This window comes from Streptomyces sp. NPDC006365 (assembly GCF_042870755.1).
Lineage (GTDB): Bacteria > Actinomycetota > Actinomycetes > Streptomycetales > Streptomycetaceae > Streptomyces > Streptomyces xiangluensis.
Map to the genome: position 1 here is coordinate 639,936 of NZ_JBIAHS010000003.1, position 24,655 is coordinate 664,590.

At 69.9% G+C, this 24,655-nt stretch carries 23 protein-coding genes; 11 read left to right on the plus strand and 12 right to left on the minus strand.

Going from position 1 to position 24,655, the window contains the following annotated elements:
- Positions 1-43: 43 nt before the first annotated feature.
- Both ACFYO0_RS12180 and ACFYO0_RS12185 read right to left on the minus strand, forming a co-directional pair.
- Positions 44-1,504, minus strand: a complete 1,461-nt coding sequence (locus tag ACFYO0_RS12180) for a cation:dicarboxylate symporter family transporter (RefSeq protein WP_388673886.1) — start codon at positions 1,502-1,504, stop codon at positions 44-46.
- Positions 1,505-1,650: 146 nt separating this feature from the next.
- Positions 1,651-3,309, minus strand: a complete 1,659-nt coding sequence (locus ACFYO0_RS12185; protein ID WP_388673888.1) for a peptide-N4-asparagine amidase — start codon at positions 3,307-3,309, stop codon at positions 1,651-1,653.
- Between the two features lie 118 nt (positions 3,310-3,427).
- Here ACFYO0_RS12185 and ACFYO0_RS12190 point away from each other — a divergent pair, with 118 nt between their 5' ends.
- On the plus strand, positions 3,428-4,927 hold the full coding sequence (locus ACFYO0_RS12190; RefSeq protein ID WP_388673890.1) for a glycosyltransferase family 39 protein: 1,500 nt from the start codon (positions 3,428-3,430) through the stop codon (positions 4,925-4,927).
- A 77-nt stretch (positions 4,928-5,004) separates the two neighbouring features.
- Here ACFYO0_RS12190 and ACFYO0_RS12195 read toward each other — a convergent pair whose 3' ends face one another.
- Positions 5,005-5,736 (minus strand): hypothetical protein, encoded by a 732-nt coding sequence (locus tag ACFYO0_RS12195; RefSeq protein WP_388674254.1) that lies wholly within the window; start codon positions 5,734-5,736, stop codon positions 5,005-5,007.
- A 189-nt stretch (positions 5,737-5,925) separates the two neighbouring features.
- Here ACFYO0_RS12195 and ACFYO0_RS12200 point away from each other — a divergent pair, with 189 nt between their 5' ends.
- The 4 genes from ACFYO0_RS12200 to ACFYO0_RS12215 all read left to right on the plus strand — a co-directional run bounded on the left by ACFYO0_RS12200 (position 5,926) and on the right by ACFYO0_RS12215 (position 10,635).
- Positions 5,926-7,725: an ABC transporter transmembrane domain-containing protein gene (locus tag ACFYO0_RS12200; protein ID WP_388673892.1), complete on the plus strand. Its 1,800-nt coding sequence runs from the start codon at positions 5,926-5,928 to the stop codon at positions 7,723-7,725.
- Positions 7,722-9,548, plus strand: coding sequence for an ABC transporter ATP-binding protein (locus ACFYO0_RS12205; RefSeq protein ID WP_388673894.1), 1,827 nt, complete (start codon positions 7,722-7,724; stop codon positions 9,546-9,548). Before ACFYO0_RS12200 ends, ACFYO0_RS12205 begins: the two co-directional genes overlap by 4 nt.
- A gap of 290 nt (positions 9,549-9,838) precedes the next feature.
- Positions 9,839-10,309: a DUF5709 domain-containing protein gene (locus tag ACFYO0_RS12210; RefSeq protein WP_388673896.1), complete on the plus strand. Its 471-nt coding sequence runs from the start codon at positions 9,839-9,841 to the stop codon at positions 10,307-10,309.
- A gap of 53 nt (positions 10,310-10,362) precedes the next feature.
- On the plus strand, positions 10,363-10,635 hold the full coding sequence (locus tag ACFYO0_RS12215; RefSeq protein WP_388673898.1) for a type B 50S ribosomal protein L31: 273 nt from the start codon (positions 10,363-10,365) through the stop codon (positions 10,633-10,635).
- Between the two features lie 5 nt (positions 10,636-10,640).
- Here ACFYO0_RS12215 and ACFYO0_RS12220 read toward each other — a convergent pair whose 3' ends face one another.
- On the minus strand, positions 10,641-11,435 hold the full coding sequence (locus tag ACFYO0_RS12220; RefSeq protein WP_388673900.1) for a metal-dependent hydrolase: 795 nt from the start codon (positions 11,433-11,435) through the stop codon (positions 10,641-10,643).
- A gap of 155 nt (positions 11,436-11,590) precedes the next feature.
- On the opposite strand from ACFYO0_RS12220, the gene ACFYO0_RS12225 reads away from it, so the two are divergent.
- Positions 11,591-14,104 (plus strand): DUF3516 domain-containing protein, encoded by a 2,514-nt coding sequence (locus tag ACFYO0_RS12225; protein ID WP_388673902.1) that lies wholly within the window; start codon positions 11,591-11,593, stop codon positions 14,102-14,104.
- 20 nt (positions 14,105-14,124) lie between these two features.
- The gene (locus ACFYO0_RS12230) at positions 14,125-14,994 is read left to right on the plus strand and encodes an acyl-CoA thioesterase (RefSeq protein WP_388673904.1); all 870 of its coding nucleotides are present in this window, start codon (positions 14,125-14,127) and stop codon (positions 14,992-14,994) included.
- Positions 14,995-15,073: 79 nt separating this feature from the next.
- Here ACFYO0_RS12230 and ACFYO0_RS12235 read toward each other — a convergent pair whose 3' ends face one another.
- Together ACFYO0_RS12235 and ACFYO0_RS12240 are read right to left on the minus strand one after the other, a co-directional pair.
- Positions 15,074-16,015 carry a DUF6397 family protein gene (locus ACFYO0_RS12235; RefSeq protein WP_388673906.1) on the minus strand — a complete coding sequence of 314 codons (942 nt, stop codon included), beginning with the start codon at positions 16,013-16,015 and terminating at the stop codon, positions 15,074-15,076.
- A gap of 152 nt (positions 16,016-16,167) precedes the next feature.
- Positions 16,168-16,581 (minus strand): roadblock/LC7 domain-containing protein, encoded by a 414-nt coding sequence (locus tag ACFYO0_RS12240; RefSeq protein WP_388673908.1) that lies wholly within the window; start codon positions 16,579-16,581, stop codon positions 16,168-16,170.
- 94 nt (positions 16,582-16,675) lie between these two features.
- On the opposite strand from ACFYO0_RS12240, the gene ACFYO0_RS12245 reads away from it, so the two are divergent.
- Positions 16,676-17,104, plus strand: coding sequence for a PPOX class F420-dependent oxidoreductase (locus ACFYO0_RS12245; RefSeq protein ID WP_388673910.1), 429 nt, complete (start codon positions 16,676-16,678; stop codon positions 17,102-17,104).
- Positions 17,105-17,117: 13 nt separating this feature from the next.
- Here ACFYO0_RS12245 and ACFYO0_RS12250 read toward each other — a convergent pair whose 3' ends face one another.
- From ACFYO0_RS12250 to ACFYO0_RS12270, 5 genes are read right to left on the minus strand one after another with little or no spacing between them, the layout of a single operon-like run.
- Positions 17,118-17,723: an ATP/GTP-binding protein gene (locus ACFYO0_RS12250; RefSeq protein ID WP_344389421.1), complete on the minus strand. Its 606-nt coding sequence runs from the start codon at positions 17,721-17,723 to the stop codon at positions 17,118-17,120.
- Positions 17,724-17,777: 54 nt separating this feature from the next.
- The gene (locus tag ACFYO0_RS12255; protein WP_388673912.1) at positions 17,778-18,191 is read right to left on the minus strand and encodes a DUF742 domain-containing protein; all 414 of its coding nucleotides are present in this window, start codon (positions 18,189-18,191) and stop codon (positions 17,778-17,780) included.
- Between the two features lie 16 nt (positions 18,192-18,207).
- On the minus strand, positions 18,208-18,645 hold the full coding sequence (locus tag ACFYO0_RS12260; protein ID WP_388673914.1) for a roadblock/LC7 domain-containing protein: 438 nt from the start codon (positions 18,643-18,645) through the stop codon (positions 18,208-18,210).
- Positions 18,642-21,200, minus strand: coding sequence for a nitrate- and nitrite sensing domain-containing protein (locus ACFYO0_RS12265; protein WP_388673916.1), 2,559 nt, complete (start codon positions 21,198-21,200; stop codon positions 18,642-18,644). The genes ACFYO0_RS12260 and ACFYO0_RS12265 overlap by 4 nt, the downstream gene beginning before the upstream one ends.
- Before the next feature lie 54 nt (positions 21,201-21,254).
- Positions 21,255-22,028, minus strand: a complete 774-nt coding sequence (locus tag ACFYO0_RS12270) for an MHYT domain-containing protein (RefSeq protein ID WP_386336335.1) — start codon at positions 22,026-22,028, stop codon at positions 21,255-21,257.
- 143 nt (positions 22,029-22,171) lie between these two features.
- Here ACFYO0_RS12270 and ACFYO0_RS12275 point away from each other — a divergent pair, with 143 nt between their 5' ends.
- The 3 genes from ACFYO0_RS12275 (at position 22,172) to ACFYO0_RS12285 (ending at position 24,281) form a co-directional block, all read left to right on the plus strand.
- Positions 22,172-22,780 (plus strand): class I SAM-dependent methyltransferase, encoded by a 609-nt coding sequence (locus ACFYO0_RS12275; RefSeq protein WP_388673919.1) that lies wholly within the window; start codon positions 22,172-22,174, stop codon positions 22,778-22,780.
- 165 nt (positions 22,781-22,945) lie between these two features.
- Entirely contained in the window at positions 22,946-23,239 is a 294-nt protein-coding gene (locus ACFYO0_RS12280) for a hypothetical protein (protein WP_388674256.1), read from the plus strand.
- Positions 23,240-23,420: 181 nt separating this feature from the next.
- Positions 23,421-24,281 carry a hypothetical protein gene (locus tag ACFYO0_RS12285; RefSeq protein ID WP_388673921.1) on the plus strand — a complete coding sequence of 287 codons (861 nt, stop codon included), beginning with the start codon at positions 23,421-23,423 and terminating at the stop codon, positions 24,279-24,281.
- A 121-nt stretch (positions 24,282-24,402) separates the two neighbouring features.
- Here the strand turns inward: ACFYO0_RS12285 and ACFYO0_RS12290 are convergent, their stop codons facing one another.
- On the minus strand, positions 24,403-24,585 hold the full coding sequence (locus tag ACFYO0_RS12290; RefSeq protein WP_033322903.1) for a hypothetical protein: 183 nt from the start codon (positions 24,583-24,585) through the stop codon (positions 24,403-24,405).
- Positions 24,586-24,655: the final 70 nt, after the last annotated feature.

Here is a 24,655-nt window from a genome sequence, read left to right on the forward strand (position 1 = left end):
GTGAACGCCGGGCTCCGCTCTCTCAACTCACGTAGCCCGCTGGCTACTTGGCCGGTGTCTTGACCTCGGCGCCCTCGGGAGCGGTACTCTCCACGGCGGCGCCCTCGGGAACCGCGCCCTCAGAGGAGGGCTCCCCCGTCTGCGACGTGCCCTCCGAAGCGGGTACCTCCGTCTTCGGCTTGCCCTCGTCGGCCTCGTCTTCCTCCACGAACGCGATCTCACCGTCGAGCATCTTCTTGGCCCGATCCGTGTCGAGTGCGCCCTCCCACTTCGACACCGCGAACACGGCGACGCAGTTGCCGAGCAGGTTGGTGACGACGCGCATCGAGTCCATGATGCGGTCGACGCCGAGCAGCAGGGCCACGGCTCCGGCGGGGATGGCACCGAGCGAGGACGCGGTGGCCGAAAGGGCGAGGAAGGCCGAACCGGGGATGCCGGCCATGCCCTTGCTGGTCAGCATGAGGACCAGGACCACGGTGATCTGCTGGCTCAGGCTGAGGTCCACGCCGACGGCCTGCGCGATGAACAGCGTGCCGATGGAGAGGTAGATGGAGGCGCCGTCGAGGTTGAACGAGTAGCCGGTGGGCAGCACCAGGCCCACGGCGTCGTCGCGGGCGCCCGCCTGGCGCAGCTTCTGCATCATCCGCGGCAGGACGGATTCGCTGGAGGCGGTGCCGAGCGCGAGCAGCATCTCCTCGCGCGTGTAGCGCACGAACTTCCACAGACTGAGCCCGGTGACCAACTTCAGCGCGACGCCGAGCAGCACGAGGAAGATCGCGGCAACGGCGTAGCAGAGGATGATGAGTTTGCCGTAGGTCTTCATCACCCCGAGGCCGTACTCCCCCACCAGGTGGACCATCGCGCCGAACACGGCGAGCGGTGCCAGCTTCATGACGAAGCCGACGATGGCGAAGATGACCTCCTGGGCCTGCTCGATGGCCGGGAGGATCTTGGGCACCTTGGTGTGGCCGAGGTGGAGCAGGGCGGCGCCGACCAGGCAGGCCAGCACCAGCACCTGGAGCAGCGAGTTCTCGGCGAACGCGCCGATCGCGCTCTGCGGCAGCGCTTCCAGGATGAACTCGGTGGTCGACGGCAGTGAACCGCCGGCGGTCTTGTCGTCGACCGCCGAGGTGTCGAGCTGCGAGGGGTCGACGTTCATGCCGGAGCCGGGGCTGACCACATTGGCGGCGATCAGCCCGATGAGCAGAGCGGCCGTGGACGCGACCTCGAACCAGATCAGGGCCTTGAGCCCGATCCGCCCGAAGGCCTTGAGGTTGCCGGCTTTGGCGATACCGACTACGACCACGCAGAACGCGAGCGGCGAGATCACCGTTTTGATGAGCCGGATGAAACCGTCGCCGAGCGGCTGGAAGGTTGTGGCCGTGTCCGGCCACAACCTTCCGACGACGATTCCGAGCACAAGGGCGACGGCGACCTGCGCGAACAATGAGGTACGCAATATGCGTGCGACGCGTCGCGTTGGGGACGGTACAGACGGCGGCACGGGGGCACTCCTCCGAACGGGACTTCTGGCATGCGGAAAAGCGCTTCCGCGCAGATCACTATCGGGGGCGTTTACTACCGTCGACAACGCTCATGTCACGTACATGTAAACAATGGAGCTGTGTGACACGTCACACACGCCTCGCCTCAGCAGCGCTCGCGATCCTCGGTGAGCGTCCCCTGCACGGTGATCACGCTACGGTCGTAGCATCCGCCCGCCCCTCCCCCACTCTCGGCTTCGCTCGAGCGGGGGGACCCCCACCGCCGGTAGCGCTCGCTCGTCGTGCCGACCGCGTGCCGCTGGTCACGCGGCACATTCGCCGTATACGTCGCGTCGCCCGCATAGCTGTCGTCGAGCCGTGACCACGCGGTGCGTCGGCCGCCACGGGTCTCCACGACGGCAGCCCGGTCCCCCAGCGACATGACGGTCCGCAGCCGGTCCCCGGCGCCGAGGGTCGTGGTGCCGTCCATCGTGTAAGTGCGCTGCGTGCGGGTCGACTCGGCCGGTCCGCGACCGTCGACGGTGACCGTCTCGTCGTCGGTCCAGGTCGCCTTCAGGGCGTCGGTGTTCTCACCGTCGGTCCAGCGGTGTACGGAGGCATGGTCGAGCGATCGCTTGACGGTGGTCTCGACGCGGCCGTGCGAGGTGTCGACGTACCCCGACACGGTCAGCCGGTGGCCGGCCTCGGTGGCCAGCCGGCGCTCCGAACCAGGTGTGTACGTCGAGGAGTTGGCGAGATCACCCGACTTGTGTGCGGTCAGCCCTCCGGTCACCTGCTTGCTGTGGGCATCCTGCTGGACGAGGACGTTCACCGGGCTGCTCCAGCCGGTCTGCCCCTCCGGAACGCCGACGACGGAGACCTCGATCCGGTGCGGACGGCCGTCGTTGAGCAGCCCCGCGAAGGGCGTCAGGTCGTATTCGATGGGCTTGATGTCGAAGGCGCGGGGCCCCGGGATCACGTACCAGAGGAAGGGATTGGACCAGCCGCCGGTCCACACGGTCGGGAACGGCGTGGCGATGCCCGCCAGTTGGCCGTCGACCTTGATCTGCACCTCGCGGTAGGGGCCGTCGTCCGCCTTGCAGGAGTACGGCGCGGCATCGGGCACCGTCAGATACCAGTACTCCTCGCAGCCGCCGCCCGATCCCGTGGCATAGACCTCGGCGACGATGCGTTCGCTGTTGCGGGGCGTGGTGAGGGTGCCGTCCTGGAGGGTGAGGACGCGGTCGGGGGTGGTGGCCGCGGGCCTGCCCTCGTAGAAGGTCAGCGTCACCTTGACGTCGATGATGCCCGTGTACGTGTCGTCGACGACGTTCCCGATGAGCATCTCGACGTCCTGGCTCTGCCGGAACGTGTCGCTGTAGCGCGTGACGTCCTTCTCCACCGACCACTCGATGCCGTCCGGCGAGGGCTGCGGGGTGGACGTACGGAAGACCTCGACTCCACCGATGTGCAGATGGCCGAGCCGGTCGAACTGCCGTCCCTTCACCTTGCCGTCGAGCCGCAGCACGACCTTGCTCCATCGGTCGCCACAGTCGCTCGGGGGTGCGTACGTGCCCTTGTACGGGGTGAAGTCGCGGAACTGCGCTTCGGCGATCGTCACTTCGCAGGACTCCGCGTCGGGCCTGGGGACGGGCGGGGCGGCAGTCAGGGGGTCGTGCCAGTCGGTGCCGAACTCGGCGGGCGGGGCGGCGGCATCGGCGGCGAAGGTGGGGGATGGCGCAGCCGGGGCTGGGGGCGCGCCGAGGAGGGTGCTCGCCGCGAGGGTCACTCCGACGAGCATGGACATGATGATCCGTCTTCTCATGGCCGGTGTTCTACGGGGAGTTGACGCTGCCCGCAATGAGCCCTCGGGGTATGACGGTGCTCTCGACGGGTTTCTGCCCTGTCAGTACGGTGGTGCGACCGGTTGGCGAGGGGGCGCTATGGATCGGGAACGGGACGATGAAGCACCGCACGAGTTGCCTCGTTTCGCCACCATCCCGGTCGCCTCTCTGGCAGTCGGTTTCGCCGCCGTACTGACCGCGCTGTCCGGCCGGTACGGCTACCACCGGGACGAGTTGTACTTCCTCGCGGCCGGCGATCACTTGGCGTGGGGGTACGTCGACCAGCCGCCGCTGACTCCTCTCATCGCGCGGGCGGCCACCGCGCTGTTCGGGGACTCGACGGTCGCGCTGCGGGTCGCGGCGACGCTTGCTCTCGTCGCCGTCGTCTTCGTGGTCGCCCTCGTTGCAAGGGAGTTGGGCGCCGACCGGGGGGCGCAAGTGCTCGCCGCGGGGCTCGCGGGTCTGGGCGGGCAGCCGCTGGCGGTCGGGCACATGGTGTCGACTGCCACCTTCGATCTGCTGGTGTGGCTGGTGATCTGCTGGCTGGTGCTGCGGCTGCTGCGTACCGGGGACGGGCGGTGGTGGCTGCCGGTCGGTCTGTGCGTCGGGGTCGGTCTGCTGAACAAGTACCTCGTGGCGCTGCTGGTCGTGGTGCTGCTCGCGGCTGTGTTCGCCGTGGGGCCGCGGCGGGTGTTGCGCAGTCCGTGGCTGCTCGCCGGGGCCGCTGTCGCCTTGGCGGTGGCGGCGCCCAACCTGTGGTGGCAGGCCGGCCACGACTGGCCGCAGTGGACCGTCGCGGAGGGGATCAGCTCGGACGACGGGACCGAGAACCGGATCCTGTTCGTTCCCCAGCAACTCATCTATCTCTCACCGCTGTTCGTGCCCGTCTGGATCGCGGGCTGGCTGCGGCTGTGGCGTGATCCGGCGCTGCGCTGGGCGCGGGCGACGGCCGTGGCGTATCCGCTGCTGTGTGTGCTTGTCCTCGGGCTGGGCGGCAAGGGGTATTACGCCGTGCCGCTGCTGATCGTGCTGCTGGCGGCGGGCTGCGAGCCTGCCCTCGCCTGGACGCGTCGGCATGGCCGTACGTGGCCCGTGGTCGCCGTCGTGCTGAGCGCACCGATCAACGCGATGGTGACGCTGCCCGTGCTGCCGCAGAGCGCGCTCGCCGTACCCATGGCGCTCAACAAGGAGCAGGGAGAACAGGTCGGTTGGCCCGCGCTGGCCGACGCGGCGAGTGAAGGGTGGTCCGAGATACCCGCGCGTGAGCAGGCGCGCGCCGTGATTTTCACGCAGAACTACGGCGAGGCGGGTGCCCTCGACCGCTACGGGGCCGCACGCGGGCTGCCCAAGCCCTATTCCGGCCATATGAGCTACGCCGACTGGGGTCCTCCGCCGGACTCGTCCGACGGACCTGTGCTCCTCGTCCGGCAGGAGGACGCGCGCGACATCGAGCGGTACTTCACCGGCTGCCGTCAGGTCGCCCAGGTCGACAACGGGCACGGCGTGGAGAACGAGGAGCAGGACGCGGCGATCGTCCTCTGCTCGGGAACGACCCAGCCGTGGTCAGGGCTGTGGCCCTCGCTCCGGCACTACTACTGAGGGCTTGGACGAAAGCTTGAACTTGTGGCTGGTGAGCTGGTGGGGCCGTGCCGACGGGGAAGTCGACGAAGGGCTTGTCAGGCCTTGAGGTTCGCCTTGTCGCCCATCACCACGACGGGGTGCTTGGCCGGGTCGAGGGTGCGCAGCAGGTACTCCATGCCCGACTTGGACAGGCTCACACAGGCCGACGTACCGCTGCCGTGGTCCATGTGCAGCCAGATGCTGCCGCCCTTGGACTGGCCCTGGGGGCGGGTCGGGTCGTTGGGCGAGGTGCCCTTGACGCGGTTGTAATCGATGGCGATGACGTAATCGAAGTCGTGCCAGTGCGACTTGGCCCAGTAGCGCGGGGCCTGGAAGCCCGCGGACCGGGTGTACGGGAGCCCCGCGCCCGGGTCGGGGAGGACGCCGCCCGCGTCGCTGAGGGTGAACACGCCGACGGGGCTGCGGTTGTCGCCCTCGCGGTGGTCGGTGGTCCAGCCCTTCTTGCCGTTGTGTCCCTGCCAGCTGCGCGTCTGGTCCCAGGTGGCACCGGACTTGGTGTAGAGAGCGATCCTGGAGTCCGCCGAGTCCTTGCCCTCGCCGTAGACCGCCACGACCTGACGGGAGTTGGCCGGAATCTGCTTCCGCAGCCTGTCCCCGACGTCGGGAATGCGCTTGAGGTCGACGGTGCGCGCCTGCGCCTGCCGCGGCCGGTCGCTCGACTTCGCTCCGCTCTCGCCGTCCGAACCGCCGCAGGCGGTCAGGGCCATGAGAACGGCACCACAGGCCGCGGCCGCAACTGTCGTACGCATCGCACCGCCGAATCGCATGCGATCCATCGTCGCACCGTGTTCCGGACTCTTGCGCCCGACACCGGGGTATCCCGGCCATATGCGGACGGTCAGGGCCGAATCTTTGCCGGGCGGCGGAAAACCGTTTGCCTGCGGACACGCTGTGACGCGAACCTTGCACGGTTTGTTGCCTCCCCCCACCCCGTTCTACGAGCCCCCTGGGACGTCATGCAGATTCAAGACCTTCCGTATCCCGACCCGGGTGTGCCCGACGCCCGCTCGGGTCCCCGATTCCTGGTGTGGCTCGGCCGGAATCAACTCGGCGGACAGCTGAAGTCCCTGGCTTGGGGACTGCTGCACTTCCTCTCCGTATGCGGGCTGCCCTTCTGTGTCGGTTTCGCCATCCAGGCCGTCGTGGACCGCTCCGGCGCACGGCTGGCCCTGGCGGGTGGCCTGATCGCGCTGTGCGGGCTCGGTATCGCGGTGGGCGACACCATGCTGCACCGGGCCGCGGTCACCAACTGGATCACCGCGGCGGCCCGCGTCCAGCAGCTACTGGCCCGCAGGACCGCCCAGTTGGGCTCCGCGCTGACGCGGCGCGTGGCGGCCGGTGAGGTGGTCGCCGTATCCACGGGCGACGTGGAGAAGATCGGCTGGTTCGTGGAGGCCGTGTCGCGGTTCACCGCGGCCGCCCTGACCATCGTCCTCGTCTGCGTCGCCCTGGTCGTGTACGAGCCCGCGCTCGGGATCGTCGTCGCCGTGGGCGTGCCCGTTCTGGCACTCGCGGTGCTGCCACTGCTGCCACGCGCCACCAGACGTGCCGACTTCCAGCGTGAGAAGGCGGGCCGCGCCACCGAGCTGGCCTCGGACACGGTCGCGGGTCTGCGCGTGCTGCGCGGCATCGGCGGCGAGGAGCTGTTCCTGGACCGGTACCGCAGGGCCTCGCAGGAGGTACGCCACGCCGCGGTCCGAAGCGCCAGGATGTGGTCGCTGATCGCCGCGGTCCAGGTGTTGCTGCCAGGTCTGCTGCTGATCGCGGTCGTCTGGCACGGCGTGAACCTGACCCGCGAGGGCCGGATCACCGTGGGCGAGATGGTCACTGTGTACAGCGCCGTCATGATCATGTCGTATCCCCTGCACCACTTCGTGGAGATCGCGATGGCGTACTCCTTCTCCCGGCCGTCCGCGAAACGTGCGGCCCGAGTGCTGGCGCTGAAGCGGGCCATGGACAGCAACGGCTCGCGCGAGGCGGTCGCGCCCGCCGGGGATCTGTACGACCCGGCGACCGGACTGCTCGCTCCGGCCGGAGTGCTCACCGCCGTGGTGTGCGGTGACCCGGACGCGGCGGGGGTGCTGGCCGAGCGGCTCGGCGGGCACGCCGCGGACTCCTCGGAACTGCCGTCCGCGCTCCTCGGTGGCGTACCGCTGGACGAGCTGCCGCTCGACTCCGCCCGCACGGCTGTCCTCGTCCAGGACAAGGACCCGGTACTGCTGTCCGGAAGCCTTCGCGAACTGCTCGACGTGCCCGCCTCGGGCGGCGTCAGTGCCGAGGACGCGCTGGCCGCCGCGCAGTGCGGTGACGTCCTGGACGCGCTCGCCCAGGGATCGCTGGACGCCGAGGACCCGATGGACGTCCGGATCACCGAACGCGGGCGCTCGCTGTCGGGCGGCCAGCGCCAGCGCCTCGCGCTGGCACGGTCCCTGGTCACGGACCCGGAGGTGCTCGTCCTGGACGAGCCGACGTCCGCCGTCGACTCGCACACCGAAGCGCGGATCGCCGACGGCGTCAGGTCGCTGCGACAGGGGCGTACGACGGTGGTCTTCACCTCGTCCCCGCTGCTCCTGGATCACGCGGACCGGGTCTTGCTCGTCCATGAGGGCGAGGTCGCCGCGGTCGGCCTGCACCGCGAACTGGTGCACAGCGAATCCCGGTACCGCGCCGTGGTGACCCGTGAGACGGACGACGAGGCCGCCGTAGTCGACATGGACCGCCTGGAAGCACTCGAAGAAATCGAGGAGACCGCATGATCGGCGTGGCGCCACCGGCCTACGACCCGGCTGCCCCGACGACGGCGAACACCCTGCCCGTCGGCGCCCCCGCGACCGTACGCGCCTACGTGACCGAACTGTTCCAGCGGCACCGCCGGGCCTTCCTGCTGCTCATCACCGTCAACACGGTCGCCGTCGTCGCCTCGATGGTGGGCCCCTACCTGCTGGGCTCCCTCGTCGAGCGCGTCTCCGACAGCGCCGACGCGGCGCGCGAACTGCATCTGGAACGCACCGCCGCGATCTTCGTCCTCGCGCTGGTCGTCCAGGCCGTCTTCGTACGCCAGGTGCGGCTGCGTGGCGCCATGCTCGGCGAGCGCATGCTGGCCGACCTGCGCGAGGACTTCCTCGTACGGTCGGTGGGGCTGCCGCCGGGTGTCCTGGAGCGGGCCGGGACGGGCGACCTGCTGTCGCGGATCACGACGGACATCGACCGGCTCGCCAACGCCATGCGCGAGGCCGTACCCCAACTGGCCATCGGTGTGGTGTGGGTGGTGCTGCTGCTCGGCGGGCTCGCCGTGACCGCGCCGCCGCTCGCCCCCGCCGTGCTGGTCGCCGTCCCGCTCCTTGTGGCCGGCTGCCGCTGGTACTTCAAACGCGCGCCGTCGGCCTACCGCTCGGAGGCCGCCGGGTACGCGGCCGTGGCCGCCGTCCTCGCCGAGACCGTGGATGCCGGGCGCACCGTCGAGGCCCATCGCCTGGGCGAGCGCCGCATCGAGCTGTCGGACCGACGGGTCAAGGAGTGGACCGCCTGGGAGCGGTACACCCTGTGGCTGCGCTCGGTGCTCTTCCCGGTCATCAACATCACGCATGTCACGGTCCTCGGTTCGGTCCTGATGATCGGCGGGTTCTTCGTCCTCCAGGGCTGGATCGGCGTCGGCCAGCTGACGACGGGCGCGCTCATCGCACAGATGCTCGTCGACCCGGTGGGCCTGATCCTGCGCTGGTACGACGAACTGCAGGTGGCGCATGTCTCGCTGGCCCGGCTGGTCGGCGTCCGCGACATCGAGCCGGACGCCGGTGACGGGTCACTGGACCCGGACGGGCGCGAGGTGCGCGCGGACCGCGTCCACTTCGGCTACCGAGAAGGCGTCGACGTCCTGCGCAACGTCTCCCTGGAGGTCGCGCCGGGCACCCGGCTGGCCCTGGTCGGCCCGTCCGGCGCGGGCAAGTCCACGCTGGGCAGGCTGCTCGCCGGCATCTATGCGCCCCGCGTCGGCCACATCACCCTGGGCGGCACCGAGCTGTCGGGGATGTCCGCCGAACGCGTCCGCTCCCATGTGGCGCTGGTCAACCAGGAACACCACGTCTTCGTGGGGTCCCTGCGCGACAACCTGCTGCTCGCCCTCCCCCACTCTCGGCTTCGCTCGAGCGGGGGGACCTCCATGGATGCCGATGACGCCGAGCTGTGGGCAGCCCTCGGCGCGGTCGACGCCGATGACTGGGCGCGGGCCCTGGACGACGGTCTGGACACCGAGGTCGGCTCGGGCGGGCTTGGCCTCACCCCGGCCCAGGCCCAGCAGATCGCGCTGGCCCGGCTGGTGCTCGCCGATCCGCACACGCTGGTCCTGGACGAGGCCACCTCGCTCCTCGACCCGCGCGCCGCCCGCCACCTGGAACGTTCACTGGCTCGCGTCCTCGACGGCCGCACCGTGGTCGCCATCGCCCACCGGCTGCACACCGCGCATGACGCCGACGTCATCGCCGTCGTCGAGAACGGCCGCATCAGCGAACTCGGCAGCCACGACCAGTTGGTCGCTGCCGATGGCGCGTACGCCGCGCTGTGGCGGTCCTGGCACGGGTGAGGCGGCGCTTCTCCGGTGCCCGGTCCGCCTGTCTTCGGGCGGGCCGGGCACCAGCCGTACCGGTGGCCGGGCAAGGGCTCGTGCCCTCGTGTGCGGGCGGGCCCGGCCGGTGGTCGGCTCCGTGGCGTTGCGGTGTGTCGACAAGGGGTGGAAGTCTGGATATCGGCACGGGCTCGGGAAGCGCACAGGCACCACCCGGTTCCGTATGAGCGAGGCCTGAGCCCAGCGGCCCGCGCGCCTGCCGCCGAACGCGGTGGCAGCGGGTCGGCCCGCATCACCTGGAGGTACCCGTGGACAGCGCCGGCGGATGGGGAGACGACGTCTACCAGCCCGACGAATCCGAGGTGCAGGACGACTCGGGGCTCCTCGACGCCGAGGACACCCTGGAATCAGACGGTGTGAGCAGCCCCCTGGACCGGGGCTGGTCGCCGCCGGAGCGGCCGTGGGCCGTGGAGCGCAGGGACGTGACCGCGGCCGAACGGCTTCGCGGCGAGACGCTGGACGAACGCCTCGCGGAAGAACTGCCAGAGGTGGCGCCTCTCGACGGAGACGGTATCGGCGACAGCCAGGACTCGGACGGCGAGGCCCTCGACAACGAGGTGGGCACTATCCGCTCCGGACGTCTCGTGGCTCCGGACGAAGGTGCGCACGAGGACGAGGAGAGCAGGCTGATCGCCACGGATGTGGGCATCGACGGCGCCGCCGCATCGGCGGAGGAGGCCGCCATGCACATCGTGGACGAGGACGCCCAGTACGGCTGATCCAAAGTCCCGGGCCCCTGCCCGCGCACCGACTCCCCATGCGAGGAGCACATATGCAGGACAAGCAGCCCGACTACCACCCGGTCGTCTTCCGCGACCGTGCCGCCGGCTACGCCTTCCTCACCCGGTCAACCGCGAACAGCGACCAGACGATCGACTGGGACGACGGCCGGACGTACCCCGTCGTCGATGTGGAGATCTCCTCGGAGAGTCACCCCTTCTACACCGGCAAGGCACGCCCCGTGGACACGGAGGGACGGATCGCCCGCTTCGAGAAGCGGTACGGCGGCGGGGCCCCGGCCCCGGGCGGGGACGACGCGGCGTGAGTCGCTCAGATGACGTTGAGCGCCGCCGCGCAGCCGACTCCGCCGAGCAGCATGAAGGCCGGCATCAGCACCTTCAGCTCGACCCAGCTGCCTGCTCGGAACCGCATCGGCTTGGGCGGCCCCACCGGGTACCAGCGCTTGCGGCCTATGGGTATCGGCCACAGGATCGGGCAGCCTGACACGGTCAGCGCGTCCCCGATGTCGTGCACCAGCGCGCCGAGGACGACCGGCAGCCCCAGCCACAGGTACTCCTGACCCGGCGCCGTGAACAGCCAGTCGGAGCCGTTGCCCGGCTTGTCCAGGACTCCCGCGAGGATCCAGGCGCTGGTCGCGGCCAGCAGCCAGACCAGGACGTCGGCGCTGGAGCCACGCGTCGCCCGCCACAACAGCCCCTCGATGGCGAGCACTATGTGCACGAAGAGGATCGCCAGGACCGCCCAGCGCTCCCCTGTGATCGCGATGACGGAGGTGCCCGCGCCGATCAACGCCGCCCACAGCCAGGTGTGCGTCAGGGTGCGGTGCCCGCCCGAACGACGTGGATCGCCCTGCTTCTTCGTCCCCTTGTAGACGGCGTACGAGAGTTTGTCGACGATCTCGCACAGGCCCCGTGAGAGGGGCCCGAAGGCCCGCGAGATGGTGGCCGCCTTGTGGTCGAGGTCCGGGGCGAGCGCGGCGCCGGCGCAGATCAGTGCGCCGACCAGGAGGACCGGCCAGGGCATCGTGTGCCCGGCGGCGGCCGCCGCGGCTCCGACGCCCAGCCAGGCCGCGGCCCCCGAAAGTGAGTGTGCTGGTCCCATCATGGCCGAGCCCCGCCCCATTTCCTCATGTACTCGATGTACTCGCGCCCAGTTGTCCATGTGCGCTGATGCCTCGTCGGCGCCACAGCGTAGCGTTCGTGATCTTCCGGTCGGCAACCGATTCCCTCATTGCCGGGGATCACAGGCAAGATGGGGACGTGACCCTTATCGATCAGCTACCGCAGACCGCAGATCCCGACGCACTCTACGAAGCCTTCGAGTCGTGGACCGGGGAACGCGGTATCGCGCTCTACCCGCACCAGGAGGAGGCGCTGATCGAGGTGGTGTCGGGTGCGAACGTGATCGTGTCGACACCCACCGGATCGGGCAAGAGCCTGATCGCCGCCGGTGCGCACTTCGCGGCGCTCGCCCGTGACGAGGTCACCTTCTACACGGCGCCGATCAAGGCGCTCGTCTCGGAGAAGTTCTTCGAGCTCTGCAAGCTCTTCGGCACCGAGAACGTCGGCATGCTGACCGGCGACGCCTCCGTGAACGCCGACGCCCCCGTCATCTGCTGCACAGCCGAGGTCCTGGCGTCCATCGCGCTGCGCGACGGCAAACGGGCCGATGTCGGCCAGGTCGTCATGGACGAGTTCCACTTCTACGCCGAGGGCGACCGCGGCTGGGCCTGGCAGATCCCGATCCTCGAACTGCCGCAGGCCCAGTTCATCCTGATGTCGGCCACGCTCGGCGATGTCTCGATGTTCGAGAAGGACCTCACCCGTCGGACCGGCCGCCCCACCGCGGTCGTCCGCTCGGCGACGAGGCCCGTGCCCCTGTCCTACGAGTACCGGCTCACGCCGCTCACGGAGACGCTCACCGAGCTCCTCGAGACCAAGCAGGCCCCCGTCTACATCGTGCACTTCACGCAGGCCCAGGCGGTGGAGCGGGCCCAGGCGCTGATGAGCATCAACATGTGCACGCGTGCGGAGAAGGACCAGATCGCCGAGCTGATCGGGAACTTCCGCTTCACCACCAAGTTCGGCCGCAATCTCTCCCGTTACGTGCGGCATGGCATCGGTGTGCATCACGCCGGCATGCTGCCCAAGTACCGGCGACTGGTGGAGAAGCTGGCGCAGGCCGGTCTTCTGAAAGTCATCTGTGGCACCGACACCCTCGGTGTCGGCGTCAACGTCCCCATCCGCACGGTGCTGTTCACAGCGCTGGCGAAGTACGACGGCAACCGTGTGCGGACGCTTCGTGCGCGTGAGTTCCACCAGATCGCGGGCCGTGCCGGCCGGGCGGGCTTCGACACGGCGGGCTTCGTCGTCGCCCAGGCTCCCGAACACGTCGTCGAGAACGAGAAGGCGCTCGCCAAGGCCGGCGACGATCCGAAGAAGCGTCGCAAGGTGGTCCGCAAGAAGGCTCCCGAGGGGTTCGTCGGCTGGACGGAGAACACCTTCGAGAAGCTCATCGCCTCCGATCCGGAGCCGCTCACCTCCCGCTTCCGGGTCACGCACACGATGCTCCTGTCGGTGATCGCCCGGCCCGGAAACGCCTTCGACGCGATGCGCAATCTTCTGGAGGACAACCACGAGCCGCGCAAGCAGCAGTTGCGGCACATCCGGCGCGCGATCGCCATCTACCGTTCGCTCCTGGACGGCGGCATCGTCGAGAAGCTCGACGAGCCGGACTCCCAGGGCCGCATCGTGCGCCTGACGGTCGATCTGCAGCAGGACTTCGCGCTCAACCAGCCGCTGTCCACCTTCGCCCTCGCCGCGTTCGAGCTCCTGGAACCGGAGTCCCCTTCCTACGCGCTGGACATGGTCTCCGTCGTCGAATCGACCCTGGACGACCCCCGGCAGATCCTCGCCGCCCAGCAGAACAAGGCCCGTGGCGAGGCCGTGGCGGCGATGAAGTCGGACGGCGTCGAGTACGAGGAGCGGATGGAGCGGCTCCAGGACGTGACGTACCCGAAGCCGCTGGAGGAACTCCTCTTCCACGCGTACAACACCTACCGCAAGAGCCACCCGTGGGTCGGCGACCATCCGCTGTCACCGAAGTCCGTCATCCGCGACATGTACGAACGGGCCCTGTCCTTCACGGAGTTCGTCTCCTTCTACGAACTCGCCCGCACCGAGGGCATCGTGCTGCGCTATCTCGCCAGTGCCTACAAAGCGCTTGATCACACCGTCCCGGACGACCTCAAGTCCGAGGATCTTCAGGACCTGATCGCCTGGCTCGGCGAGATGGTGCGGCAGGTCGACTCCAGCCTCCTCGACGAGTGGGAGCAGCTCGCCAACCCGGAGGAGATGACGGCCGAGGAAGCCCAGGAGAAGGCCGACCAGGTCAGGCCGGTCACCGCGAACGCGCGTGCCTTCCGCGTCCTCGTCCGCAACGCCATGTTCCGCCGTGTCGAGCTCGCCGCCCTCGACCAGGTCGAGGAACTCGGCGAGATGGACGCCGAGTCGGGCTGGGACGCCGATGCCTGGGGCGAGGCCATGGACAAGTACTGGGACGAGTACGACGACCTCGGCACCGGCCCCGACGCACGCGGCCCCAAGCTGCTGCTCATCGAGGAGGAGCCGCAGAACGGCCTGTGGCGCGTCCGGCAGACCTTCGCCGATCCGAACGGCGATCACGACTGGGGCATCAGCGCGGAGATCGACCTCGCCGCCTCTGATGCCGAGGGACGTGCCGTCGTCAAGGTCACCGACGTCGGCCAGCTGTGAACACAGGAGAAACCTGACACATGACGAACCCAGCGGAACGACTCGTCGACCTGCTCGACCTGGAGCAGATCGAGGTCAACATCTTCCGTGGACGCAGCCCGCAGGAGTCCCTGCAGCGGGTCTTCGGCGGGCAGGTCGCGGGCCAGGCCCTCGTCGCCGCCGGCCGCACCACGGACGGGGAACGGCCTGTGCACTCGCTGCACGCGTACTTCCTGCGCCCGGGCCGGCCGGGTGTGCCGATCGTGTACCAGGTCGAACGGGTCCGCGACGGGCGGTCGTTCACCACGCGCCGCGTCACCGCCGTGCAGCAGGGCCGCACGATCTTCAATCTGACCGCTTCCTTCCACAAGCCTGAAGAGGGCGGCTTCGAGCACCAGTTGCCGCCGGCCCGCGAGGTCCCGGATCCCGAGTCGCTCCCGACCGTCACACAGGAGATCAAGGAGCATCTGGGCGAGCTCCCCGAGACGTTGGAGCGCATGGCCCGCCGCCAGCCGTTCGACATCCGCTACGTGGACCGGATGCGCTGGACCCCCGAGGAGGTCGAGCACGCCGAGCCGCGCAGCGCCGTGTGGATGCGCGCCGTCGGCCCCCTGGGCGACGACCCGCTGATCCACACGTGCGCGCTCACGTACGCGAGCGACATGACCCTCCTGGACGCCGTCCGCATCCCGGTGGAACCGCTCTGGGGCCCCCGCGGCTTCGACATGGCCTCTCTCGACCACGCCATGTGGTTCCACCGGCCGTTCCGCGCCGACGAATGGTTCCTGTACGACCAGGAGTCGCCGATCGCCACGGGTGGCCGGGGCCTGGCGCGCGGACGGATCTACAACCTCGATGGACAGCTGATCGTGTCCGTCGTGCAGGAGGGGTTGTTCAGGAAGCTGGGCTGACGGCGGTCGCTCGCCGACGCCAGGCGGCAGTGGTCGGGCTCCAACGCCGGGCTGTTCCGCAAGCTCGAGGCCTGACGGGTCAGGGGTTTCTGCGACGCAGCCATCCGAAGAGGCCGCGGGAGCGTTCCGGTTGCTCGACGCTCTGCCGCTCCTCGATCAGCGGTGGTTCCCGACGCGCATGCAGTGTCTCGGCTCCCCTCGGTGTCGGACGTGGGGCGGGCCGCTCCTGTCGTGCCTCCTCGATCGCGTTCGCCAAGTCGCTGCGGAGCCAGCTGATCTCATCCGGGTCCTGCGCCGTTGTGATCCGTGCGGCGACGTGGGCGGCGGGTGAATCGGGCGCACCGTGGGCCCTCTGTTGGGGGTGGAAGCGGTTCAGATGGGCGCGTTCGTACGGGTCCTCGATGATCTCCGCGACCTGCGCGGGATCCAGCAGGGACGCCACGGCCGCGGCGCGCGCCCAGGGATCCTCGGTCTGCCGCAGCAGAAAACCCACGTGCCGTCCGCGCCAGTTGCGGGCCCGCAGATCCACACCCGCATCCAACTGGCCGCGCAGCCCTTCGGGTGTACGGCCGCTCAGCAGCGGGGCGTTGTCCTCGCTCGCGGCGAACTGTCGTAGTTCCTCGGCCAGATAGAGCCAGACCACAGCCCGGTAACGGTTCAAATACCACTTGACGGGCGCGATCAGGCCGAGGCGTGCGAACCGCGTGAACCGGGCTGCCGACACCCCCATGAGGGCCGCGCCCTCCGCAGTACCCACGGCTTTGACGCGCTCGCGCAGTGCCTCGGGAAAACCGGTGTCGGAACGCACCCGGTCGATCTCCGTGCGGGCCACGCGACGGCCTCCGCCCCCTTCGTCGTGGACGGTCCTGATGCACCCTAGTCGGACGGCGAGGTCGAACTCGCCTCGCTTGAGGCCCAGTTCCCGCGCGGCGCGGCTCAGCGCGAGCGACGGCCGGACCACCGCCGCGGCGGCCGAGGCGGTGGTGGGCAGGGCGGACTGCGTGATGGTGTTGCCGGACATGGTGGTTCTCCCCCGTGCAGCGACGTGCACTTGCGTGCCTTTGCCTCGCTTGCGCCGTATGCGTGCGCTCGCTTCGGGAAAAACCGTAGCCAGTTTGCCGCCCCGCCTGCCTGACCTGTGGATAACTTGGAGCAGGTCAACGTCTTTGCAGGTCAGAGGTCTATGGCGGGTGCGTTTTCCGGCTGTCGCGCATCGATGTCGAGGTGTTCACCGACGCGGTTGACGAGCAGCGTCATCTCGTAGGCGACCTGGCCGATGTCCGCCTCGGCCGCGCTGAGCACGCACAGGCAACTGCCGGTGCCCGCCGCCGTGACGAACAGGACCGCGTCATCGAACTCGATCATTGTCTGCCGGACTTGGCCGGCGCCGAAGTGCCGACCCGAGCCCTTGGCCAGGCTGTGCAGCCCCGAGGAGACGGCGGCGAGGTGTTCGGCGTCCTCCCGCCTGAGTCCCGTACTGGCCGCCGTGACCAGCCCGTCGTTGGACAGCACCAGCGCATGTCGTACGTGTTCGACGCGCTCGGTCAGGTCGTCCAGCAACCAGCCGAGTCCCTGGTTCGGCTCCATGATCCGTCTCCCCGTGTTGTGAGTCACCTCTGGCCTGAGGATCTGACGAGCCAGCCTTCCCCACAGCCGCCGTCCGGGCAAGCAGGATGGGTGCATGGCACAGAACATGACCGATGAGGAATGGCGGGCGTTCGTCTCGGACGGCACCCGCACCGGCAAGCTGTCGACTGTTCGAGCGGACGGAAGTCCGCATGTGGCACCGATCTGGTTCGTGCTCGACGGAGACGACCTTGTCTTCAACACCGGGAAGGGCAGCGTCAAGGGGCGGAATCTTGCCCGGGACGGTCGGGTCGCCCTGTGCGTGGACGACGACCGGCCCCCGTACGCCTTCGTGGTCCTGTGGGGGCGCGCCCGGATATCGGCGGATCTCGATGAGGTCCGGCTCTGGGCCGGTCGGATAGGGGCGCGTTACATGGGTGAGGACCGGGCCGAGGAGTTCGCCGCCCGCAACGGCGTGCCGGGCGAACTCCTCGTGCGGGTGAGCATCGAGAAGGTCCTCGCCCAGGCCGCCGTCTCGGACTGAGCGAGCCGCAGCGTCAGCCGACGGAATCGAGCAGCCGGGCGGTGTGCATCCGCCCGGCGTACTCGACGAGACGTATCAACACCTCCTTCCCCGAGTCGCGGTCACGGGCGTCGCAGAGCACCACAGGTGTGCCCCGGTCGAGGTCGAGGGCGCGGGACACCTCGTGGGCGCCGTAAGTACGCGCATCCGCGAAGCAGTTGACGGCCACGACGAACGGGATGCGCCGGTGCTCGAAGTAGTCGACCGCGGGGAAGCAGTCCCCGAGCCGCCGGGTGTCCGCGAGGACGACGGCACCGAGGGCGCCCTGCGACAGTTCGTCCCACAGGAACCAGAACCGGTCCTGTCCCGGCGTGCCGAACAGATAGAGCGACAGACCGGACCTGATGGTGATGCGGCCGAAGTCCATGGCGACGGTAGTCGTCACCTTCTTGTCCACACCGTCGGTGTCGTCGACCGACTGGCCCACCTCACTGAGCAGTTCCTCGGTGCGCAGCGGCCTGATCTCGCTGACGGCTCCTACGAGCGTGGTCTTGCCCACGCCGAATCCGCCGGCGACCAGGATCTTCAAGGCCAGTGGGGCCGTCTCGCCGTTCGGGGCGTCGGACTGCTCGGAGACCATCGATCACTTCTCTCGGGAGTGCCGGCCACGGCCGGTGTGGGTTCGGGTCCGTCATCACAGCGCTCTCAGTCCTTCGATGACCTCGCGCAGGATGCGCTCGTCGGGCAGCTGAGCGGGTGGCACCGGGCGGCTGACGGTGACGCTGCCCAGATCCAGCAGGTCTCCGAGGAGCACCCGGACCACGCCGACGGGCAGGTCGGCGCCCGCGGCCAGTTCGGCGACGGACTGGGTCTCCGCCCGGCAGAGGTCGATGAGAGCCAGGTGTTCCGGGCCGAGCGAGGTGTCGTCGCCGACGTCCGGGGCGCCCGTGTCCAGCGTGACGAGTGCGATCAGGTCGAAGCGCACCCCTGTGACTCCGGGTTTGGTGCGCCCGCCTGTCATGGCGTACGGGCGGACGAGCGGCCCGGCCTCGTCGTCGTACCACTGGCTGCCCGGCTGCTCAGAGGGGCCGGCTCTGTCCTCACTCATGTCCGTCGCCCTTCGCTCACCCGGACGCGGCCGGTCCCGCGGCGACCCGCGGCGCCGTGGAGAGGTGCTCGCCCACCCGCTTGACCAGGAGCGCCATCTCGTAGGCGACCAGCCCGATGTCGGCCGTCACGGCGCTGAGGACGGCGAGGCAGGAGCCGTCGCCGGCAGCGGCCACGAACAGGAAGCCGTCGTCCATCTCCACCATGGTCTGGCGTACGCCGCCGACGCCGAAGTGCCGGCCCGCGCCCTTGGCCAGGCTGTTGAAGCCCGAGGCGACCGCGGCGAGGTGCTCGGCGTCCTCGCGCGAGAGGTCGCCGGACGCGCCCATCGCGAGCCCGTCGTTGGACAGCACCACGGCATGCCGTACCTCACCGACGCGCGTCACCAAGTCGTCCAGCAGCCAGTCGAGTTCACCGGTCCGCTGAGTGGTCCCCATACCCTGATCGTGGATCATGCGAGGTCTCCTTCACTGCCATCGCCGCCCGACGCCGGGTCGGGAGTCGCGCCGCGGCCGGGCGAGCGACCGCCGCCGCGGGCCCAGCCGGCGCGGTAAGCCGCCATACGGTCCCGTACCAGCTCAGGGGTGCGCTCCTCGTCACCCTGCGCGTTCGCCCCTGCCGTGGGTTCGGCGGGGCGCTCCTCACGCAGTTGCGGGGCGAGGCTCGCCTGTCGTACGCGCCGTGGAAGCCCATCCGATTCCTGGGTGTCCTCGGCCGGGCGGTGCAGCCGCAGGGTCGTGACGCCGGGCGGTGGGGCGTCGTGCGGGCCGTTCCCGTCGGCCCCCGGCCGGTCCCCGGAAGCCTGCATGGCCGCCTGCGTGGGGGCCACCAGAGCGGGCCGTTCGCTCAGGGGCTCTACGGAGTCCTGTTGGGGGGCGGCGGGCACGCGCGCGTACTCGCGTTCCGCGGGCCGTCCGGTCTGCTCCCGGTGAACACCGGAGCGTTCCGCCGCGGTTGTCTGCAGCAGTGCGGTGGGCAGCAGGACCACCGCGGTGGTGCCGCCGTAGGGCGAGGTCCGCAGGTGCACCTTGATGCCGTGCCGGGCGGCGAGCCTGCTCACCACGAAGAGCCCGAGCCGGTCGCTGTCGAACAGGTCGAGAGCCTCGGACTGCTCGATGCGGCGGTTCGCTTCGGCGAGGGCCTCCTTGCCCATGCCGAGGCCCCGGTCCTCGACCTCCAGCGCGTAGCCGTTGCCGACCGGCTCGCCAGTGATGCGCACCTTGGTGTGGGGCGGCGAGAACTGGGCGGCGTTCTCGACGATTTCGGCAAGGAGGTGCGTGAGGTCGGCGACCGCGGATCCGACGACCGACGTCTCCGGGAGGTGTCGTACCTCCACGCGCGCGTAGTCCTCGACTTCGGATACGGCGGCACGGACGACGTTCGAGAGCGACACCGGCATCCGCCAGGCCCGGCCGGGAGCGGCTCCGGAGAGGATGATCAGGCTCTCCGCATGCCGACGCATACGCGTGGTCAGGTGGTCGAGCCGGAACAGGTCGCTCAGTTCGTCCGGGTCCTCGGACCGGCGCTCCATGCTGTCCAGCAGGTTCAGCTGGCGGTGCACGAGGACCTGGCTGCGGCGGGCGAGATTGACGAAGACTCCGGAGATGCCGCTGGCGAGTTCCGCGCGTTCGACCGCGGCGCGCAGGGCGGCGCGGTGCACGGTGCCCAGGGCCTCCGCGACCTGACCTGCCTCGTCCTCCGCGGGCGGGCCGGGAGGAGCCTCGGCACGGACGTCGATCTCCTCCCCCGCCCGCAGTCTGCGCATGGCGTGTGGGAGTTTGCGGCGGGCGATTTCCAGTGCGCTGTTGCGCAGGCTCACCAACTCGACAACGAGGCCGCGTCCGATACGTACGGAGATGACGAGGGAAGCCGCCACAGCGATCAGGCCGAGGAGGACCGCGGCACCAGCCGGTGAGAGCAGGCCCCGCCGGAACGGGTCGGCGCGGTCCGCGACCTCATGGCCCGCGCCCGCCTCGATCGTCCGCATGTCGTCCTGCACGCGCGTGTGCGCTGCTTTCCAGTTCTCCTCGGGCGCGGCCTGGACGGCCCTGCGGCCGTGTCGGCTCGCGAGAACCTTGTCCTCGGCAGCGCGCAGTTCGGCGTACGCGCTGCCCTCGGCGAGGGCACCCCACGCGGCCTGCTCGGGCCCGCGCAGGTCGGGGACAGCGGATTCGGTGAGCAACCGGCGGGTGTGGACGGCACCGTTGAACAGTCGCAGCCGCTCTCCGTCGAGGGTCCCGGTGAGCCGGGCGCCGGCAAGCACGGCGTCCTCCTGGGCCAGGGCCTCCCCCGCGCGGGCGAACTCGAGCACCACGCGCGCGTCGGAGCCGAGATCGGCGTCCTGGATGCCGGTGAGCGCACCGCCCACCGAGAAGGCCGTCGAAATGGTCTGCGTGTACTGCGCGTACGTCTCTTTCCATCCCGTCCGCCGTTCGAGCACCGCGGTCCGCAGGGAACGCAGTTGCTCGGCCCGGGTGACGAAGGTTTCGAGGCGCTGCGCCACTCCGGAGGGCAGCTCTTGGCTGTCGGCGACGGTGTTGCGCTCCCCCAGCCGCAGCTTCGCCACGGCCCGGTCGGTGCGTGCCGCAATCTGCTTGAGGGTGTTCTCCGTCTCGGCTGCGGGGTCGGTCGCACGGCGTACGGCGGCTGTGCGCTCGACCTGGAGCGCGGCGACGGCGGCGGCCACCGGGGCACGCACCTGGGAGTCCACCCGCTGCAACTGCCGCAGCCGTGCGACGTCCTGGGCCGTGGTGACGGTGGCGTACGCCCACAGCGCGAGCAAGGAGATAACGGGCACCATCAGCAGGCAGACGATCTTCGCTCGTACGGTGCGGGGGCGCGGACTCCAGCGTCCCGCGCGCGTGGGTATCTCACCCGGCGCGGCGCCGGCCTGCTCTTCCAGGGCGGAGCCTTCGTCGGCCGGTGGTCCGGCGTGCGCGCGGCGGCCCCGTGCGGGAGTCGGGGGCGGCGGCTGGGAGCCGCCTGCTGGGGTCCTACGGGGTGTACGCATGGCCTCCTCGCTCGGAGTGGTTCGGGGCGCGCCTGCAGGTCGCGTTCCTCTGCGCTAGTGGGCAGCGCTCTCGACGGGGCGCTGGGCCGATGCGGAGGCCTCGCGTTCTCCAGCGGTCGGGGAGAGCGCGACGAACGCCGATGTCAGGAAGAGATAGGACCCGAGGCCGACGGCGAGGGGGAAGATGAACTGCATCGCCGTGGCCCCGGGCAGGGCCTCGCCCGAAGGGGAGACACGCACGCTGACCGCGATCATCCCGGTGTAGTGCATGCTGCTCACCGCCACTCCCATGACCAGGGAGGCGACGGCGACCGCGACGGGCGACTTGATGTTCAGTGCCGCCCAGAGTGCCGCGGTCGCCGCGACCACGGCGATCACGACGGAGATCCCCACCAGCACCGGGTCGTAGTTCACGTCACCGTGCAGCCGCAGGGCGACCATGCCCAGGTAGTGCATGCTCGCCACGCCGAGGCCGGTGGTGAGGCCGCCGAGGACCAGTGCTCGGCCTCGGTCACGGCCGTAGCCGACGGCGAAGACACCCGCGCCGACGACGACCATGGCGACGATCAGACTGAGGATGGTCAGCGGTACGTCGTAGCGGATCTCGGTGCCGCTGACACTGAAGCCGAGCATCGCCACGAAGTGCATGGTCCAGATGCCCGTACCGATCGCGGAGGCCGCGGTGAGCAGCCAGTTGCGGCGCGACCGCCCCGAGGCACCCAGCGCGCGGACCGTGCAGCGCAGCCCCAGGGCGGCGCCTATGCAGGCCATCACGTACGACAGCACGGGGGTCAGCCAGCCGAAGGTGGCGTGGTCCAGGTGTCCCATGGCTCCGGGACGCTAGCCCCCTCCGGAGCGCACGAAGAGGGCGCATTTCGAAAACTGCTGGAATATGACGCCAAGGTGTACCTGAACGATCGCATCACGCTCGAACGTGTACACCGCCTCGCGGTTCACGGCGGTGCGAGATCATGCGAGGCATGAGCGACGACCACGGACACGTGCAGGAGTTCTTCTCGGCCCGCGCGGCCGAGTGGGACGCCCGGTTTCCCGACGACGGTCCGGCATACGCTGCGGCGGTCGCAGAGCTGGGCCTGCGGAAGGGCGACCACGTACTGGACGCGGGCTGCGGCACAGGACGGGCCCTGCCGCCGCTGAGGGAGGCCGTGGGACCCTCCGGAGTGGTTCTGGGCGCGGACCTGACTCCCGCGATGCTGGAGGCCGCGGTACGTGCGGGACGGGACGGTGCGGGAAGGCTTCTGCTGGCCGATGTGGCCGCGCTTCCCCTGCGCACGGCCTCGATCGACGCCGTCTTCGCGGCGGGCCTCGTCGCGCACCTGCAGGACCCTGGGAAGAATCTGCGGGAGTTGGCGCGCGTCGTACGGCCCGGCGGGAAGCTGGCTCTCTTCCATCCCATCGGCCGGGCGGCCCTCGCGGCCCGCCAGGGACGGCAGATCACACCGGCCGACTTGCGTGCGGAGGCCAACCTCGGCCCGCTCCTGTCCGGCTCCGGCTGGCGTATGACGTTGTACGTCGACGAGGACGCCCGGTTCCTCGCGCTCGCTGTACGAGACTCCTGAGGGCGCTCCGGCGAGGCTGCGCCGGTAACCCCGGGTTGCGGTGCCGTGCCGGTTCACCGCACCGTGCCTCTTCTGGTGCCGGGATTTCAACTCTACGTTGATTACCAGCAGGTGAGCGATCAGCGATGGCACTCGCACAGGGGGAAGGTGGCCCGCATGTCCGGCATGTCAGCCAGACTCCGCAAGTTCCTTTCGCGCCCGGAAGCGGCCGGGTCTCAGGAGGACCGGCGTACGGAGAAGCGCACGCACAACCTGTTCGAGGCGGCAGCGGCCTATGTGTCGGCGTGCGCCGACGACGACCAGGACCGGATCGACGAGGCCGCGGCCTGGGTGTCGCCGGAGGCTTTGTCGTTCGGAGTGAACGAGCTGGCGTGCAGGGCGGTCATCGCCCTCGCGCGGGAACGCGACGAGTCGCCCACGGCGGTGGCGCGGACTCTGCTCGGCCTGCCTGCCGTCTGACGCCGGCTGCTCGTACCAGAGGGGCGAGGGCGTGGCGGACGGCCGGCCCAATCCGTGACGAGCGGCCGTTCCGCCCCGTCCAGCCGGACGCCTGCAGCTCCGCGCGCACCCGGGAGCCGTGACAACCGCTGAGCAGTCGCACTAAGGTGCGCCGACGGACGTAGCAAATGGGGAGGCTGGGATGGCCGGGACGGATGAGACCACCGTCGCCGCCGTGGACGACGACGCGCTGTATGTGCTGACGGCGGTGCTCTTGACGCCCGCGCAGTTCCCCAGCGTGCTGGGGGACGACTACCCGGAGGCCTGCGCGGCGCTCGGACTGGCACCCCTCGCCGACGGATACGGCCTGGTGCTCGGGCAGGACGGGGACGGAGCGCGGTGGACGGTCGTCGTGGACGACGTGTCGCTGGTCGCCGTCGCCATCGCGTCGTGGGACTGCGGCATGGAGTACGACCTCTCGCCCGACGAGCGCTCGATGGTCGCGGCGCTGCCCGGCTGGCCGCTGGCCGTGGCCGTCGCGGCACCCCATGTGCCCGCCCCGCACGACCCCGCGCCCGAAATCGCCGCACAGGAACCGCTGTCCCCACCGGATACCTCGGTCTGGGGTCCGCCCCAACGGCGCCTCGGGGCCGATGAGATAGCGCTCCAGTGGGCGGCCTGGCGGGAGCAGATCGACGACGAGGAGTTTGTGCGTCCGGGCGGCGAGACTGCCGACGAGGCGGCAACGCAGAGCGACGCCAGCACCAAGGAGGGCGGCGACAGCAGGAGCGAGCCGCGCAGCGGTGTCCGGCGGGTCCTCGCGGAGGTCCGCGCGTACGTGGACACGCCACCGCCCCTCGGTCGCGTGCGTTCGTCCTTCGCGCCGGGTGGCGCCCGGACACTGCGTGCCGACGGTCCGGGCTGGTCGATGGTGGCCAGGACCGACGACATCGCGTTCGTACTGCTCGACGAGAAGCCGGGAGAGATCCTGCCCGTGGGTCGCGGACCGGAGCTACCCGGCCTGCTGGCGGCACTGGACAAAATGGCCGTACGCCCGCTCTGACTCGTACGCACTCACAGCCGGATTGGAGCGCCGCTCGCGAACCGTGCCGTCGGCAGGTCCGCGAGCGGCGGTGTGGTCAACTCCTGTCCACTGGAAGGGAACTGACCCGGTCGGTGCAGTCTCAGCGGCCGAGTTCCTTGCGCGTGACGCGGCGCAGCCTGCGCCGCTGTGAGGGGTCCAGCGTCAGATACGCTGCCGCCGGAACCCCCACAATGATCAGAAAGGCGGCCCACCAGGGCAGCCAGATCAACAGGATGAGCCCGGCCGCCACGCCTCCCGCGGCGATCTTCGCGTTCTTCGACATCTTGTGTCGCCTCCTTCGCGGCCACTGCCGCTCTCTGTCCTGAGAACGGGTCCATGCCCTTCGCGGTTCC

What these genes read in the sequence shown, in the direction of transcription:
- ACFYO0_RS12185 (WP_388673888.1), bottom strand. Translation starts at nt 3,309, where the DNA reads ATGAGAAGACGGATCATCATGTCCATGCTCGTCGGAGTGACCCTCGCG.
- ACFYO0_RS12190 (WP_388673890.1), top strand. Translation starts at nt 3,428, where the DNA reads ATGGATCGGGAACGGGACGATGAAGCACCGCACGAGTTGCCTCGTTTC.
- ACFYO0_RS12195 (WP_388674254.1), bottom strand. Translation starts at nt 5,736, where the DNA reads ATGCGATTCGGCGGTGCGATGCGTACGACAGTTGCGGCCGCGGCCTGT.
- ACFYO0_RS12200 (WP_388673892.1), top strand. Translation starts at nt 5,926, where the DNA reads ATGCAGATTCAAGACCTTCCGTATCCCGACCCGGGTGTGCCCGACGCC.
- ACFYO0_RS12205 (WP_388673894.1), top strand. Translation starts at nt 7,722, where the DNA reads ATGATCGGCGTGGCGCCACCGGCCTACGACCCGGCTGCCCCGACGACG.
- ACFYO0_RS12215 (WP_388673898.1), top strand. Translation starts at nt 10,363, where the DNA reads ATGCAGGACAAGCAGCCCGACTACCACCCGGTCGTCTTCCGCGACCGT.
- ACFYO0_RS12220 (WP_388673900.1), bottom strand. Translation starts at nt 11,435, where the DNA reads ATGATGGGACCAGCACACTCACTTTCGGGGGCCGCGGCCTGGCTGGGC.
- ACFYO0_RS12230 (WP_388673904.1), top strand. Translation starts at nt 14,125, where the DNA reads ATGACGAACCCAGCGGAACGACTCGTCGACCTGCTCGACCTGGAGCAG.
- ACFYO0_RS12235 (WP_388673906.1), bottom strand. Translation starts at nt 16,015, where the DNA reads ATGTCCGGCAACACCATCACGCAGTCCGCCCTGCCCACCACCGCCTCG.
- ACFYO0_RS12240 (WP_388673908.1), bottom strand. Translation starts at nt 16,581, where the DNA reads ATGGAGCCGAACCAGGGACTCGGCTGGTTGCTGGACGACCTGACCGAG.
- ACFYO0_RS12245 (WP_388673910.1), top strand. Translation starts at nt 16,676, where the DNA reads ATGGCACAGAACATGACCGATGAGGAATGGCGGGCGTTCGTCTCGGAC.
- ACFYO0_RS12250 (WP_344389421.1), bottom strand. Translation starts at nt 17,723, where the DNA reads ATGGTCTCCGAGCAGTCCGACGCCCCGAACGGCGAGACGGCCCCACTG.
- ACFYO0_RS12255 (WP_388673912.1), bottom strand. Translation starts at nt 18,191, where the DNA reads ATGAGTGAGGACAGAGCCGGCCCCTCTGAGCAGCCGGGCAGCCAGTGG.
- ACFYO0_RS12260 (WP_388673914.1), bottom strand. Translation starts at nt 18,645, where the DNA reads ATGATCCACGATCAGGGTATGGGGACCACTCAGCGGACCGGTGAACTC.
- ACFYO0_RS12265 (WP_388673916.1), bottom strand. Translation starts at nt 21,200, where the DNA reads ATGCGTACACCCCGTAGGACCCCAGCAGGCGGCTCCCAGCCGCCGCCC.
- ACFYO0_RS12270 (WP_386336335.1), bottom strand. Translation starts at nt 22,028, where the DNA reads ATGGGACACCTGGACCACGCCACCTTCGGCTGGCTGACCCCCGTGCTG.
- ACFYO0_RS12275 (WP_388673919.1), top strand. Translation starts at nt 22,172, where the DNA reads ATGCGAGGCATGAGCGACGACCACGGACACGTGCAGGAGTTCTTCTCG.
- ACFYO0_RS12280 (WP_388674256.1), top strand. Translation starts at nt 22,946, where the DNA reads ATGTCAGCCAGACTCCGCAAGTTCCTTTCGCGCCCGGAAGCGGCCGGG.
- ACFYO0_RS12285 (WP_388673921.1), top strand. Translation starts at nt 23,421, where the DNA reads ATGGCCGGGACGGATGAGACCACCGTCGCCGCCGTGGACGACGACGCG.
- ACFYO0_RS12290 (WP_033322903.1), bottom strand. Translation starts at nt 24,585, where the DNA reads ATGTCGAAGAACGCGAAGATCGCCGCGGGAGGCGTGGCGGCCGGGCTC.